Origin of the sequence: Lederbergia ruris, from assembly GCF_018332955.1 — a bacterium.
Lineage (GTDB): Bacteria > Bacillota > Bacilli > Bacillales > Bacillaceae_C > Lederbergia > Lederbergia ruris.
On the sequence record NZ_BORB01000016.1, the window covers coordinates 17,432 to 32,988 of the forward strand.

14 protein-coding genes are annotated in these 15,557 nt (G+C 39.6%); 3 read left to right on the plus strand and 11 right to left on the minus strand.

The window, feature by feature from the left end; genetic code table 11:
- Nucleotides 1–9 precede the first annotated feature (9 nt).
- Nucleotides 10–627: an NUDIX hydrolase gene (locus tag KI363_RS10750; protein ID WP_212966306.1), complete on the minus strand. Its 618-nt coding sequence runs from the start codon at nt 625–627 to the stop codon at nt 10–12.
- A gap of 171 nt (nt 628–798) precedes the next feature.
- The gene (locus tag KI363_RS10755; RefSeq protein WP_158323261.1) at nt 799–1,161 is read right to left on the minus strand and encodes a DUF488 domain-containing protein; all 363 of its coding nucleotides are present in this window, start codon (nt 1,159–1,161) and stop codon (nt 799–801) included.
- Nucleotides 1,162–1,257: 96 nt separating this feature from the next.
- Here KI363_RS10755 and KI363_RS10760 point away from each other — a divergent pair, with 96 nt between their 5' ends.
- Entirely contained in the window at nt 1,258–1,425 is a 168-nt protein-coding gene (locus KI363_RS10760; RefSeq protein ID WP_191967524.1) for a hypothetical protein, read from the plus strand.
- Between the two features lie 49 nt (nt 1,426–1,474).
- On the opposite strand, the gene cydC is transcribed toward KI363_RS10760, so the two are convergent.
- The 4 genes from cydC to KI363_RS10780 are packed head-to-tail and all read right to left on the minus strand — an operon-like array spanning nt 1,475 to nt 7,353.
- Nucleotides 1,475–3,229 (minus strand): thiol reductant ABC exporter subunit CydC, encoded by a 1,755-nt coding sequence (gene cydC / locus KI363_RS10765; RefSeq protein WP_158323260.1) that lies wholly within the window; start codon nt 3,227–3,229, stop codon nt 1,475–1,477.
- Complete coding sequence (cydD, locus tag KI363_RS10770) at nt 3,226–4,950, minus strand: thiol reductant ABC exporter subunit CydD (protein WP_212966307.1); 1,725 nt, start codon at nt 4,948–4,950, stop codon at nt 3,226–3,228. The genes cydC and cydD overlap by 4 nt, the downstream gene beginning before the upstream one ends.
- Nucleotides 4,950–5,963, minus strand: a complete 1,014-nt coding sequence (gene cydB, locus KI363_RS10775) for a cytochrome d ubiquinol oxidase subunit II (protein ID WP_158323258.1) — start codon at nt 5,961–5,963, stop codon at nt 4,950–4,952. Before cydB ends, cydD begins: the two co-directional genes overlap by 1 nt.
- On the minus strand, nt 5,950–7,353 hold the full coding sequence (locus KI363_RS10780) for a cytochrome ubiquinol oxidase subunit I (protein WP_212966308.1): 1,404 nt from the start codon (nt 7,351–7,353) through the stop codon (nt 5,950–5,952). The genes cydB and KI363_RS10780 overlap by 14 nt, the downstream gene beginning before the upstream one ends.
- 453 nt (nt 7,354–7,806) lie before the next feature.
- On the opposite strand from KI363_RS10780, the gene KI363_RS10785 reads away from it, so the two are divergent.
- Both KI363_RS10785 and KI363_RS10790 read left to right on the plus strand, forming a co-directional pair.
- Complete coding sequence (locus KI363_RS10785) at nt 7,807–8,646, plus strand: hypothetical protein (protein WP_212966309.1); 840 nt, start codon at nt 7,807–7,809, stop codon at nt 8,644–8,646.
- Nucleotides 8,647–9,218: 572 nt separating this feature from the next.
- Nucleotides 9,219–9,659, plus strand: coding sequence for a hypothetical protein (locus KI363_RS10790; RefSeq protein ID WP_158323254.1), 441 nt, complete (start codon nt 9,219–9,221; stop codon nt 9,657–9,659).
- A gap of 61 nt (nt 9,660–9,720) precedes the next feature.
- Here the strand turns inward: KI363_RS10790 and KI363_RS10795 are convergent, their stop codons facing one another.
- The 5 genes from KI363_RS10795 to KI363_RS10815 all read right to left on the minus strand — a co-directional run bounded on the left by KI363_RS10795 (nt 9,721) and on the right by KI363_RS10815 (nt 15,503).
- Nucleotides 9,721–10,692, minus strand: coding sequence for an ABC transporter ATP-binding protein (locus KI363_RS10795; RefSeq protein WP_212966310.1), 972 nt, complete (start codon nt 10,690–10,692; stop codon nt 9,721–9,723).
- Nucleotides 10,689–11,675: an ABC transporter ATP-binding protein gene (locus KI363_RS10800; RefSeq protein ID WP_158323252.1), complete on the minus strand. Its 987-nt coding sequence runs from the start codon at nt 11,673–11,675 to the stop codon at nt 10,689–10,691. Before KI363_RS10800 ends, KI363_RS10795 begins: the two co-directional genes overlap by 4 nt.
- Before the next feature lie 5 nt (nt 11,676–11,680).
- A complete protein-coding gene (opp4C, locus tag KI363_RS10805) occupies nt 11,681–12,607 on the minus strand; it encodes an oligopeptide ABC transporter permease (RefSeq protein WP_158323251.1) in 927 nt (308 codons plus the stop codon).
- A gap of 65 nt (nt 12,608–12,672) precedes the next feature.
- Nucleotides 12,673–13,629, minus strand: coding sequence for an ABC transporter permease (locus KI363_RS10810; protein WP_158323250.1), 957 nt, complete (start codon nt 13,627–13,629; stop codon nt 12,673–12,675).
- 134 nt (nt 13,630–13,763) lie between these two features.
- Entirely contained in the window at nt 13,764–15,503 is a 1,740-nt protein-coding gene (locus KI363_RS10815) for an ABC transporter substrate-binding protein (protein ID WP_373306773.1), read from the minus strand.
- Nucleotides 15,504–15,557 lie beyond the last annotated feature (54 nt).

Consider the following 15,557-nt stretch of genomic DNA (forward strand, 5'->3'; position numbering starts at 1 on the left):
CCTCTTTTGTTAGTCAAAGTATGTTGCTTTATTGGGATTTGCCAAATAGTCAAAAAGCATATGTATTTGTGCTTCGGTATTACGATTTGTTGATAGAGGTGGTAATTGATCTTCCGAGAAAAATCGAACATCATCTGTTTCTACCCCACTAGTTGCACTCCCTCCGACAATGTCACATTGAATAAACAATTTATAATAATGGTAAGGTTGTGGTGGATGTTCATGTTTATGTGTATCGCATACAGCAAGTAATTTTTTTGTGATGATATCATAACCCGCTTCTTCTTTGATCTCCTTGATAATATTTTCAGAGGGAGAAAGACCAATATCACAGAACCCCCCTGGTAACGACCAAGTTCCATCATGATTTTCTTGGACTAAGAGGATTTGATTATTTTGAAAAACGGCTCCTCTTACATCCAATTTAGGTGTTTGATAGCCGGTTTCATTCGCAAATAAATCGTACACTTTTTCCATCTCTGTGTCTGTATGATCGGCCATGATTTCCACACTGATTTTTCTGAGCTCCTCATATCGCTCGATATCATATACATCTTTAGAAAACGCTAACCCCGCTTGGGACAAGGCTTGAATTCTTTTGGCCCATTCTAACCATTTATATTCCATTTCTTCACCTTCTAACTCTCATAATTAAAGCATCACCCTTATAGATCATTTCGATAAATCATGTAAAAAATCCTCTAGATTTGTTTTTTTCATAAAAAAAGGAAAGCTTTTATCAACTTTCCATTTTTTATAGGATAAAGCATAAAATGTAGTAAAATATGTATCCCTATATTAGATATGGCGCATGATTTCCTTTTTCAACACTACAGCCTGATTATGTTTCTCATCTTTTGCCGCATACAGTAAGGTGATGTCATTGCTTTTTGCCTTTTCACATAACTTTTCAAACGCTGATTTCTTTTCCTGATCGTTTTGAAGCTCTTCTATATACTTTTCCTCAAATCCTTCAAAACGCTCAGGGTCATGTCCGAACCATTTTCTTAATTCTGAACTTGGTGCCACTTCTTTCAGCCACTCATCCAAATTTGCATCTTCCTTTTTAATTCCCCGTGGCCAAATCCGATCAACTAGAATGCGGAGGCCATTTGATTGATCAGATGAATCGTAGATCCTTTTCGCTTCAATTTTTGGCATAATCGAGCTTCTCCTATCCTAAAATCTTTCATTCCTCATTATGTTATACCCTTTAACTGGCCATACTAACAACCAATATACAAGGAGGAGTTGCGTATGAAACATAATAAGCAAAAAACGATCATTAATCAGGAAGAAATGACTGCTCAAGCGAACCTAAATAATCTAGAACCAGGTGATTCCGTTAACGAACAACGTAACCTTGAAACTGCTAATAGTGAACTTGCAAAAGATGAAATTCAACAGCAAAATAACAATCTTTAAACACGAGAAAACAGCCGCCCTTTTATACGGCTGTTTTCTGTTTGGGAAATTAAAATTCAACAAAATCCATGTCGTGCCCGGCACCTTGATCCATAGCATATAATTGTCGATAGCGTTTATTTTGTTTCATTAATTGAGCATGTGTTCCTTGCATGGTGATTTCTCCATCATCTAAAAAGATGATTTGGTCCATTTTTTCGAGTCCGGTTAGATGATGGGTAATCATGATCATCGTTTTATCTTTTAATGTTGCAAACATGGTGTCAAGCAATGCTTTCTCCGTGACGGGATCAAGCCCAATCGTTGGTTCATCCAAAATGACAATCGGCGTTTGTTTCAATAAAATACGCGCCAATGCAATTCTTTGGCGTTCACCACCTGAAAAACGTTGCCCTGTCTCTTCCATTTGTGTATCCAACCCCTTTGGTAGTGAGTGTATATACTCATCCAATTTTACTTGTTGGATCACAGCTTCTAACCCCTCTTGTGTCACATCATAATTTCCTAACCGAATATTGTTCGCCACCGTTGTAGCAAATAAATAGGGTTTCTGATTTAAATAGCCGATTCCTTGATAAATTTCGTCTCCATATTTCTCAGGTGAGTGACCAGCAATTTCAATGCATCCCGCTTGCGGAGTGATCACTCCTAACAATAGTTGCGATAAAGTTGATTTTCCCGCACCGCTTTTTCCTAATATCGCAATTTTTTGTCCAAATGGGATCGAGAGATTGATATTTTTTATCGTCTCCTCCGTTTCATTCGGATAACGAAAGTCGACATTTTGCAAAAGAATTTCTGGAGTCTGAGCATCAAAAGTAAGTGAATTCACTTCGGTTTTCCCTTCCGAAAACTGGCGTACATCTTCGATTCTTTGCAATGATTCTCGGTATGTCGGAATGTTTTCCACTGCTTCCGAGACAGGGATCAATCCCTCCATAATCGGAAAAACCACTAAAGTAAAGGCGGCAATATAGGTCGGGGCAATTTGTCCATTGCCTGCAGCGATGCCAGCCCAGATTCCGACCAGCAATAAGATTATTCCTGAGAAACATTGCAGTTGGAATGTACGGGTTTGTTGCCAATGTACGATCGATTTTTCAACTTTATTACCTTGCAACGTCTTTTTTAAAAATCCGGCAATAAAAGAATTCTTTCGTCCGCTAATCATCCAATCGTGCATCCCAAAGAAAGCATCTGTTAAAGACTGATACGTTTGTTTACGTTGCTTTTTCAGACTGATTTGCTTTTTCTTTAAAACAAATAAGGATCGTAAGGGATAGACAATTAAAACAATACTGAGTAGAATCGCCATCACGATCGCAAATTTCCAATCAAATAAAGATAAAGAAACAATCGAAAATGCAAATAAAAAAATCGCTGAAGCAGTTGGAAAAATGGTCCGGATATAGACATCTTGTAAGTGTTCAATATCGTCCGCTAACGTCCCTAATAAATCACCTGTTTGAAACCGTGAGCGAATAAATAGCGCTTGAGGTTCTATCAATTTATATAATTGGACACGCATATCACCTAAAATTTTCAATACAGCATGATGTCCGACTAAACGTTCGACATATCGTGTTACCGCTTTGGACAGACCAAATGTCCGAACAGCGACAATCGGAATATATAAAAGCAAAATCGTCTCAGGCCTTTCAGAAGCACGAGTAATTAAATACCCTGAAGTAAAGGTAAGAAAGGCAGAGGAAAGGACCGTTAGCACGGCTAACAAAATTGTCGTAATCATCACACCTTTATATTGCTTTAAATAAGGCTGAATATAAGTTTGATATAGATTCAACGATCCTCTCCCCCTTTCCTTGCTTCTCGTAAAGTGGAAAAAGCTCCTTCTTTTTGAATTAACTCCTCATAACAACCACTTTCCACAAGCTTTCCATTCTCCATGACGAAAATCCAATCCATGTCTTGCATCCAATGTAGCCGATGGGTAGCAAAAAAGACTAATTTCTCTTCCATCAATGGCAGCATCGCTTGTTTCAACTCATATTCTGTCTCAATATCGAGATGTGCCGTTGGTTCATCTAAAAGCATGATCGGACGATCTTGCAGGAGACCTCTTGCTAACGCAACCCGCTGCTCCTCTCCCCCACTTAAGCTTCGCCCACCTTGACCAATTTTTTCCTCTAAGCCATTCGGGAATCGTGAAACTAGTTCCGTTAAACCTACTTTATCAGCTGCTTCTTTAACTTTTTCCATGGAAGAATCAGGTGCATACAAACGAATATTTTCCGCGATCGTACCGGAAAAAATATGCGGATGTTGAGGGATGTAGGTTAGCTGCTTTTGCCAACCATCTAATGAAAAATGAGGGAGCTTTTGATCATGATAGGCAATCTCACCATTGCTTGGCGCTAAAAAACCAGATAATAAGTCAATGAAAGTGGATTTCCCAGATCCCGAAGCACCGACAATCCCAATTTTTTGCAGACCTTTCACCTCAATATTAAGCTCTTCAAGGCGCGAAATTCCTTCATCTGATTCGATCCCCACATCCTTCATACGCAAAATACTATCCTTCGTCCAAGGGGGAATCACAGCTTCATCACGATCATCTGCCATAGTTTCCATCGCTAAAATTTGCTGGATCTGATCTCCCGCTTCTTTCCCATCCATGGTCGCATGATAATCATTTCCCAATTCGCGGACTGGTAAGAAGTATTCAGGAGCTAAGATGAGGATAAAGAGGGCGGGCATAAGTACGATGTGGCCATTGATTAATCGTAACCCAAGCTCCACAGCCACAATCGCAACGGAAAGGCTTGCGAAAAAATCCAAAGAAAAAGTGGATAAAAATGCCACTCTTAGCGTTCGATTGGTTGCAATCCTGTATTTACGACTAACGGTTTCAATCGACTGTTGATGAGATTTACTTTTTCCTAAATATTTAAGGGTAACAAGCCCTCGTAGTGAATCCACAAAATGGCGTGAAAGCAGTTGATACGTTTCCCATTGAGCATCCATTTGCTTTTGGGCAGCCAGCCCTAATAAAATTAAGAAGAGAATCATGATCGGCATCACAACGGCCAAAATAATCGCCGATTGCAGATCAATGGTTGCTACGTAAATGAATAAAATAATCGGCACACAGACCATGGCAATGGTTCTCGGAATAAACAGGCGCAAATAGGTGCGAAATTGGGGAATTCCTTCCATAACTAATGTCACTAAATTTCCTGTTCCCTCTTTCCCTACCATCCTTGGTCCTAATGCAAACAGTTTTTTCAATAATGCCTTTTGATAATGATTCGCTGTATCTTCCGCAAACTGATACGCCCACTTCTCTTTCACCCACTGAAGAAAATGACGCAAAATAAACGCGACAATAAAAATCCCCAATAAGGGAAGGACTGCATTCCATGCAACCCCTTCATACATTTTTACAATCGCAGTCGCTAAATAGTGCGCCTGCACAATTAAAATGATCGTCTGGATCACCGTTAACACACCAACGATGAATATAAGACGTTTGCTTCCCTTGTAATAAAGAAGATGTTTATCCATTAGTCTTCTATAGACTCCTTATGAGAGACTCTCTTGCGAAAGATATAGTAGCTCCAAATCGTATAACCTAAAACAATCGGAATCATCGTTGCTGCGACAATGGTCATCAATTTTAAAGAGTAATGACCAGATGCAGCATTATAAACCGTTAAATTATTAGCAAGATCGGTTGAGCTAATAAGAACATTTGGAAACAAGGCGATAAAAAAGGACGAAGTGACAAGGATCATAATAACCCCCGTTACAGTAAAACTATATCCTTCTTTCTTATTACGTAGTAGAGGATATAAAGTCACATACAAAATGACTGCCAAACCATAAATTGGATAGAGAATCCAGCCTTTTTCAGCTAAAGCCTGCGTATATACACCTGTCAAAATCACAAATAAGATTACAACAAAACCTGTCATGAAATAAATCTTCAAGCCCATTTGTTTCGATTTTTCCCGTAATGGTCCTGTCGTTTTTAAAGAGGCAAACATTAAACCATGTAAATAGGAAAGTAAAACAAACGCAAGTCCTCCTACAAGCGTATAAAGATTCACGATATCCGTGAAACCCGCATACATATTCATTTCGCCATCAATAGGCAATCCTTTAATTAAACTAGAAAACATAACGCCTAATAAAAACGGAGGGAGAATACTTCCGATAAAGATTGACCAATCCCAGACGCTCACCCAGCGTTTGGACTGTACTTTTTCTCTAAACTCAAAACTAACACCACGTGCAATTAAAGCTAATAATAGCACAACGAACGGGAGGTAATAGCCACTGAATAATGTTGCGTACCAATGCGGGAAGGCGGCGAACATCGCCCCACCCGCAGTGATCAACCATACTTCATTGGCATCCCAAAACGGTCCAATACTTGCAATAAGCATTTGTTTCTCTTGTTCATTTTTTGCCAGAAACTTCGTACTCATACCAATGCCAAAATCAAAACCTTCCAAGAAAACAAAGCCAACAAATAGAACGGCCACAAGGATAAACCATAACTCACTTAGCTGCATGTTGAACACCTCCAAGATCAAACGGATCTGACGCGGATACATCCTCTTTTGGCTTTGCATGAGGCCCTTGCTTGATGACGCGGATAAATAAATACACCATCACAATCGCCAAACATGCATAGATGAGGGAAAAGGAGATAAGGGAAAACAAAATTTGCCCTGCACTCACATTAGGTGAGACGCCATCCATTGTTTTCATTAAACCATTTACGACCCAAGGCTGTCGGCCAATTTCAGACATAATCCAACCAAATGAATTCCCGATGAATGGTAAAAAGATGGCGGGAATCAACCATTTTAGATAACGAATACTGCTGACTAATTTCTTTCTCCACAATAGGAATAGTCCAACAGCACTAAGTAAAATAAGAACTCCGCCTGTTCCTGCCATAATCCGGAAGCTCCAAAATGTCGTTTTCACCGGAGGTATATAAATCCCTTCACCATGCTTTTCAATCATTTTTTCTTGTAAAGTATTCATCCCTTCTACTTTCCCACTAAATTCACTGTACGCCAAATAACTCAACAAATAAGGAATTTCGATCCGATGGGTACTCTCATGATTTTTAGTGTCAATATTAGCAAACAGTGTCCATGCTGCTGGGTCAGCACTGTCTTCCCACAGTCCTTCAGCCGCGGCCATTTTCATTGGTTGAGCATGCATTAAATACGTTGCTTGCGCATGACCAGAAAAAGCGAGTCCTAACCCAGCGACCAATCCAATAATAAGAGAAATAGCAATCGAGCGTTTAAAGATTTCCACATCTTTTTTCTTAATCAAATACCAAGCACTGACGCCAGCGATAAAAAAGGCACCCGTTGCGAAACTTCCAAAGATCGTATGTGGAAAAGCAACCCACAGTTTAGGATTAGTCAATACAGCCACAAAATCAGTCATTTCTGCACGGCCATTTTGAATGGTATAGCCAACGGGATTATGCATAAAGGAATTGGCCGCTAATATCCAAAAAGCTGATAGAATCGTACCAATTGACACAAGCCAGATACAGGCGAGATGTAATTTCTTCGGTAACTTATTCCAACCAAACATCCACAAACCGATAAACGTTGACTCTAAGAAAAAGGCGAGTAAAGCCTCCACGGCAAGCGGTGCTCCAAATACATCTCCGACAAAACGTGAATAACTCGACCAGTTCATCCCAAATTGGAACTCTTGAATAATTCCTGTTACTACTCCTACCGCAAAGTTAATTAGGAAAAAGATACTCCAAAACTTTGTCATTTTTAAATAGACATCCTTTTTCTTGATCACATACATGGTCTGCATAATCGCAATAATAAACACTAGACCAATGGACAATGGGACAAAGATAAAATGAAACAATGTCGTTGAAGCAAATTGAATCCTTGCGAGAATAACCTCTTCCATTTCCGTTTTCCTCCTTAAGTGAAAAAGTGAACAATCTTTGACAAAAAATTTTAATTTTGCATTTGTACACTTTTCAGTTCGTGAAATTATGAACAAACTTTGACAAAAAATTTAGAAACAAACGCTAGTAGCGTACTTATTCTGCGCTATTAGTAAATCAAGACCTACGAAGTATTGGCAGGATCCGACTTTCCCTTTTTAAAAAAGATAGTGAAAACTTGAGCATTCTTTATTACTATCATACTATAAATTTTCAAACTGGTGTAGCTGTTATGTTACAAATTCGGTACCAATATAAGGCTATTTATTGAACACAAGATAGGAGAGCAAATCTCACTAGCTTGAGAGATATTATTGTAGAAAAATTTAGTGGATTTGTCAATCGATCTACGTTTACTTAAACTTTGTTAGAGGTATAAATGGCATATAAACTTTAAAATAAGGATGGTTATTATGACAAAAATGGTACTACAGATCGTCACTCTCTTAGGGCTCATTTTTCTTATGAGCGGGTGTACAAATGAGGGTCAGTCTTCACATGAGAATCCCGCACAAAACAAAACGGAAATCGATCATGCGAAACAAGGTGAGGAAAAAAGCACAAAGCAGGATTCCCAACGTAATGAAGAAGAGAGTTCACCACAAGCTGAGGAACAAGACGACAAAGACCTAACACAAAAGGAAATAATCGAAGGAATAAAAGGACAAATTGATACAGAGCTGACGATTGTTCTGCCTGATCATATCCCTTTGGAAGAAGGAGAACATTTAACGGCCGCGACCACTTCAGAAAATGATCACTATACCGTTACCTTTTTTGCCAGTCAAACACCGATTCCCATCAATAATGAGCAATTAAATGACGATGAAGCCAGCAGACAGATCGCACGGTTAACCGTACAACAATATAATACCCAAGAACAAGCTGATGAGGAAATAGCTTTTGAGGACTTTAGCAAAAACGGGGGAAATGAAGTGGATCTTGGTTACGGCATCACTGGCTATCAAGATGCAGGAGCAGGTAGCCTATGGACGGGCTGGAATGAAGGTCGTTGGGCATTGGCCACCCACACGCAAACAGATCAAGCAGAGTCTGGTGAAATGCTCGCTCGTGAAACAGTCACTTTTCTAGAAGACCATTCACTACCTATCCCCGAAAAACATGGTTTTGTCCACTTAGATGCAACAGGGGATGATCAGCGGATTATCTGGCAAAAAGGAAAAATCGTTTATCAAATAGACCAAATCGCTGACCCTATTGTCGGATTAGAGATTGCGACCTTGTTTAAGTGAAACATTCTCCTTAAAAATCGGTTTAGAAAATATTTACTAAATCATCACCCTCATTCGTTATTCTAAGGCATCGGCTCAAGCAATCTACAGTGTAACTTCATATTGTAAAGTATGGGGGTGATGAATTGTCTAGAAAAAGAAATCATCTCGGTTGCGTTTTTCCTGGATATAGATGGTGTGGACCGGGATGTAGTGGGCCTGGTCCTCCTATCAATGATGTGGATGCTTGCTGTATGAGGCATGATCGTTGTCTTCGTAGAGGTATCCATCCTTGTATTTGTGATGAACAATTCATGCATTGCCTCCGTCCGAAAATGATCCGCAGAACCCGGGATGGCCGCCATGCGAAACTCATGTATAGAGTGATGCAATTGAAAACAACTTTTCAATGTCAAAGATTTGGAAGGGATTGGTAAAAACCTTTTAATCAGTGCCTTCTGAATCTCCTTTTTTTATGTCAAGGAACATTTGTTTACTTGGTCGGTTGATAGTAAAGCGAAAGGAAAACTAGCATTATCCTGGTAAATATAGGATAATAATAGTCATGATCACAGTTTTTGAGGAGGGATCTCATGGAAAATCATCATATCTCACTCCCAATCGCATACATGATTGAGACACTTAGAAGTCAAGGGATATCAAATTCGGACATATTACATCAAATTAAGCAAAGAGATATTACCCCTTGGGTCCATATGAATGAACATTTTGACTTTACTGAACTTTTGAAAATAGCAGACGAAGATCAAGAAGCTTTTACTTCCATCATTGAAGATGGGTACCAAATTAAATTTATCACGATCAGAGGCCTGCAAACATTGCTAGAACTTAAATTCCAATTAATCGAAGGCCGCGACTATCAGCGCACAGATAAAGGGATTAAAGATTTACATATCAAAGAGGACGCCTGGCTCCAGCTCAAGCAATTATTATCTAAAAATTGCATGGTCCATGAAGAACCTCTCGAGGATAAAAACTCCTATAAAAAAGTAAAAATTGAATTAGCTTCATGAACAAGAGGGGCCTGACCCCATTGTGATAAAGTATTAACACAATGGAGATCAGGCCCCTCTTTTATACGAGATGACATGCAACATAATGATTGTCTTCCATTTCACGAAATTCTGGTACCTGCACACGACAAATATCCTTTGCTAGGGGACAACGCGTATGAAATTTGCATCCTTTCGGGGGATTGGCAGGGTTGGGGATATCCCCTTTCAAAATGATTCGCTCGCGTTTCAACGTTGGATCAGGAATGGGGACAGCTGAGAGTAAAGCCTTTGTATAAGGATGAAGCGGGTTCCCATAAAGTTGATCTCGACTGGCTAGTTCCATCATTGAACCAAGGTACAGAACACCTATTTTTGAACATAGATGCTCGACAACACTTAAATCATGAGAAATAAATAAGAAGGTAATATCTTTCTCTTTTTGCAATTCCTGAAATAGATTAATGATTTGCGCCTGAATGGAAACATCTAGAGCTGAAACAGGTTCATCGGCGACAATAAAATCTGGCTCTAAAATAATCGCTCTTGCGATCCCAATTCGCTGCCGCTGCCCCCCGCTGAATTCATGGGGAAATCGATCATAATGATAAGGAGCAAGCCCACAAATATCTAAGACCTCTAACACTTTTCCTTTTACTTCTGTCTTGCTACATAAACCATGATCCAACAAAGCTTCCCCAATTGCATCGCCAATTCGAATTCTAGGGTTCAAGGAACTAAACGGGTCCTGAAAGATAAATTGTAATTTTGGCCGTAAATTCCGCATATCTTCCTTCGATAACTGATGAAGACTTTGTCCGTTGTATTTTACATCTCCCGACGTGATCGAATGGAGCCGTAAAATACTTCGACCAATTGTACTTTTCCCACTCCCCGATTCCCCAACAAGTCCAAATGTTTCACCCTTCTCAATTGTAAAGCTCACTCCGTCGACTGCCTTCACCACATCTTTATTTCGTTTAAAAATCGAAGTAGAGTCACCGAAATACTTTTTCAGATGATCGACTTCAACTAAAGGTGTCGTCTCTTTCATACGCTCACCTCTTCTTCATATAACCAACAAGCCACTTGATGATTACTCTTAATGGACTTCATATCAGGATTTTTCTCGACGCAAATACTCATACAGTGCTCACAACGGTCACTAAAATAACAAGATGGTTGCAAATCAATTAAGTTTGGCACCTGACCGGGAATTGTATACAACGTCTCTTTACGTTGATTCAAAACAGGCTTAGCTGCCAGTAGTCCCTTTGTATAAGGATGTTTAGGATTTTTAAACAACTCAACAACAGGCGCATGTTCGATAACTTTTCCCGCATACATCACAATCACATAATCGGCGACTTCTGCGACAACCCCTAGGTCATGAGTAATCAACAGCATCGACATCTGACGTTCATCTTTTAAGTCTCGCAACAATTCTAATATTTGCGCTTGAATGGTTACATCAAGAGCGGTAGTCGGTTCATCGGCAATTAATAAACGTGGATTACAGCATAAAGCGATCGCAATCATGATTCTTTGTAACATTCCTCCACTTAATTGATGGGGATAAGAAGAAAAAATCTCTTCACTTCTTCCAATTCCCACTAATTCAATCAATTCGATTGCTTTTTGCTTCGCTTGCTTTTTTGAGATGACCGTATGTTCCATCAAAGGTTCGATTATTTGCTCACCAATCGTTAAGACGGGATTAAGGGAGGTCATTGGCTCTTGAAAGATCATAGCAAAATCATTTCCCCGCATCCTTCGTAAATCGCCCTTCTTCATTTTCAGCAAATCTTTTCCTTCGAATATAATTTCGCCTTCACATTTTGCTCCTGATGAATGATCGATTAAGCCCATGATCGACATCGCTGTTGCACTTTTTCCGCAGCCAGATTCTCCGACTAAACATACCGTTTGCCCTTCTTTTATCTCAAAACTTACATCATTCACTGCGTTTACGTTCCCAGCTTCTGTTTGAAATTGGGTAAGTAAGTGATTTACCTGCAGGATAGACCCTTCTGACATGTCCATTACCTCCTCTTCATGTTTGGATCGATTGCATCGCGCAAGCCATCACCGAGTAAATTAATACTAATCACGGTTAAAAAGATTGCCACACCAGGTGGAATCCATAGCCAAGGACGTTTTTGAAAATCAATCAGAGAATTCGCTGCATTGATCATATTGCCCCAAGATGCTGTAGGCGGCACAACCCCTAGCCCAAAGAAACTAAGGACAGATTCACTTAAAATCGCACTCCCGACACTCAATGTCCCGGCGACAATCAATAAGGGAACCGTATTAGGCAATAAATGATTTAGCAGTTTCCTGCGATCTCTTAATCCTAAAGCATCTGTTGCTTGGATAAATTCTCGTTCTCGTAAACTGAGAATTTGACTTCTTACAAGTCTAGCTAATCCTGGCCACCCTACTAAACTCAGCATCAACATAACTATATATAGGCGCTGTTCAGCTGGCACTTTCCACTCTGACATTACTGCCGCCATAATAAATAATAGTGGTAAACCAGGTAATGTCATCAGTATATCTGCGGTTCTCATCACGATTTGATCGATGATTCCTTTATAATAGCCCGCTAATACACCTAATAAAGCACCGATTGTCAGCGACATGACCATCGCCCCTAAACCTACTGTCAAAGATATTCTTCCCGCTAACATCAATCTGGTTAAGACATCCCGCCCTAACTTATCTGTCCCTAACCAATGAGCAGAACTGGGAGGTTGATTGATATTTGCAGGGTCTACCCCGGAAATACCATAAGGTGAAAATAATGGCCCTAAAAAGGAAAACAAAAAAATAAAAATGAGAAACCCTAATCCTGAGAGGGCGATTTTCTTTTTTAACAAACGACGAAACACTTGTCTCCATAGAGAAGATTTTTGCTGTTTTGCACGTATATTCGCGTTCACCGTTGTGACGGAAGGACTTTCCATATGTTTCAACTCCTTATCATTCACAGGAAAAGGAATTCACTTTATCCACTTTTTTCCAAGAAAGATTATTTTAAACGAACTCGCGGATCTGCAACTCCATATAACAAATCTGCCAATAAATTACTCATAACTGTCAAAAGGGCGATAAACATCGTAAAGCCCATTAATAAAGGATAATCTCGAACCGTGAAAGCCTGCATATAAATGGCCCCGATCCCTGGCCAATTAAAGATTTGCTCGGTAATAATCGCGCCACTGAACAATGCGGGTAATTCAAAGGCAAATAACGTAATAGCCGGCAAGAGAGCATTTCTTAATGCATGTTTATAGACAACCGTTTTTTCTTTTAGCCCTTTTGCCCTTGCAGTTCGGACAAAATCTTGGCGAATGACTTCAAGCATATTGGTTCGGAAATAACGAGCTAAGCCACCAATCCCTAACATTGTTAAAACTAACACCGGTAAAATCATATGTTGGCCAACATCTTTTATATATGCCCAGCCAGTATGATTACTCCCAGTGGTGATCATTCCTCCAGCTGGAAACCAGCCAAGGTCGACCGCAAGGAATTTAATTAAGATTAAGCCGAGGAAAAAGGATGGTGTGGCCATACCCGCAAACACTAACACAGTTGCCAATGAATCAAATAAAGAATATTGACGAGTCGCGGAAACGACACCGACGACTAGAGCAATCGCCCATGTTAAAATCAACGAAGCTAAAGCAACAAAAAAGGAACTCCATAGATAATTTCCTAGTACTTCGACAACTGGGCGTTGGAATTGTAACGAGTAACCAAGATCCCCTTGAAGAAGATTTCCCATCCAGATAAAATAACGTTTCAAAACTGGTTGATCAAAGCCATAAAGAGCATATAACTCAGCCTTCCGTTCAGCCGTCAAATTCGGGTCCGCATCAATAAAATTACCTGGAACTAATGAATACAAAAAAAATATTAGCAATGAAGCCCCAATTAAGGTTGGAATTAAATACAAAACTCTTTTTAAAACATACCCTTTCAAGCTTCCTCTCCCTCCTCTATCTATAGGTTTAATCAACTTTTCTTATGTAACAGGGCGCATCCGAGTTTTAGATTCGGATACGCCTGAATGAAAACTACGATTCTCTTTTAACCATTGTTTAAGAGAAGGTTAGACTATTTTTGTTGCACATCGACTACTTCTAGATTTTTCAAGCTAGGAGCAATTCCACGATATCCATTCGGTTCAAAGCCCTTTACCCGCGCATTTGTGCCACTTAACACTTTTGTGTAAGACATTAAAATCACCGGAGGATCCTCGTCTAATGCTTTGTATAGTTCATGAAAAGCTTTGGCTCGCTCATCCTGATCATTCGTTGCAATCGTCGCATCGATCAAACTATCAATCTTCTCATTTCCATACCCTTTTATAATCGAATCAGTTGTTTTTGTATGGAAACTATCAATCCCATTATAAGGATCTGTTAACATCGTCGTAGAGAAAGAGGCAAGATCATGATCTCCCTTTTCTACTCGAGAAAGCAAAGCATTAAAATCCATTTGTTCTACTTGTAGATCAATCCCAATCTCTTTATAATTTTCCTTTGCAATTGGAATGAATGTGTCTCCTAAGCCACCAGCAGAAGTGAAGTAATAGACGACCAGTTTTTTACCATCTTTTTCGCGAATCCCATTTTCTCCCTCTGTCCATCCGGCCTCTTCTAACAATTTTTTTGCCTTTTCAGGATCATAGTTTGTACTGCCAACTTCATCTGTATAGGCCCAAGATGTCGGTGAAACTGGAACATTCGCTACTTGAGCATAACCTTGGTAATAGGTATCAATAATCGTTTGTCGGTCGAGCCCGTATATAAAGGCTTGACGCACTTTCGGATCTTTGAAAATCTCTTTCTCATGATTAAACGTAATATATCCATAGGCTGAGGAAGTGTAGACATTAATATTAGCGAACCCTAAAGCTTGCAAAAATTCAAAATTATCTTGGTTTGCCGCTAGAGCACTATAATCCAATTCCCCCGTTTGGAAAAATTGTTGCGAATCTCCTTCAGTTGTTTTATAGATAAATTGATCCACTTTAGGCTTTCCATCATAAAAATATTCATTTGCCTCATAACGAATTTCTTGTCCAGGTAAATAGTCGACAAAACGGAATGGTCCCGCTCCGACCGGTTTTAGATGCAGGGCATTTAAATAATCCAGATCGCCTTTTTTGTAATCTTTTCCATAATACTCTTTCTGGAGTATTTGGCCACCAAGCAAACGTAAAGAGCGAGCATTCACTTCTTCTGTCGTAATTTTGATGGTTTGTTCATCCATCACTTCAATTCCCGAAATACTGTCAGCATCTCCATTCTTATAATCCAACCCACCAACGACCTTCGCTTCTGTGATGTCTGTCCCACCACCATAGCTCGGATCATGCAATAACGTTAGAGTGAATTCCACATCCTCGGATGTAAGAGGCGTTCCATCATCAAATTTTAAATCATCCCGTAAATGAAATGTATACGTTAATCCATCATCCGAAACATCCCAGCTCTCCGCAAGGCCTGGAATCGGTTCACCTGCTTCGTTAATATCCACTAGTGGAGGAAACATAACCGATTGAACATTCCCATCATATCCACTTGAATTAAAATATGGCGTGAATACTCCCCCGGGCTCCTGCAATCCTACAACTACCATATTCCCTCGATTCACAGCTAATGCAGGAGAAGCTGATGGGTCTTCCGCTGGAATTTGCGTATCTTCTACAACCGTTGTTGTATTCGCATCCTTTTCTGGATCCGGTGAATTTTTTGCATCACCTGTTGTTGTCTCTCCTGAGCTACAGGCAGCTACTGTCAAGCTAAACAATAATATTGTGAAAAAAATTGTCCATTTTGATAGTTTCATCTTTTTCATTCCTTTATCTCTATTCGTAATTTTTTAAGACGAAAAAAACTTCTG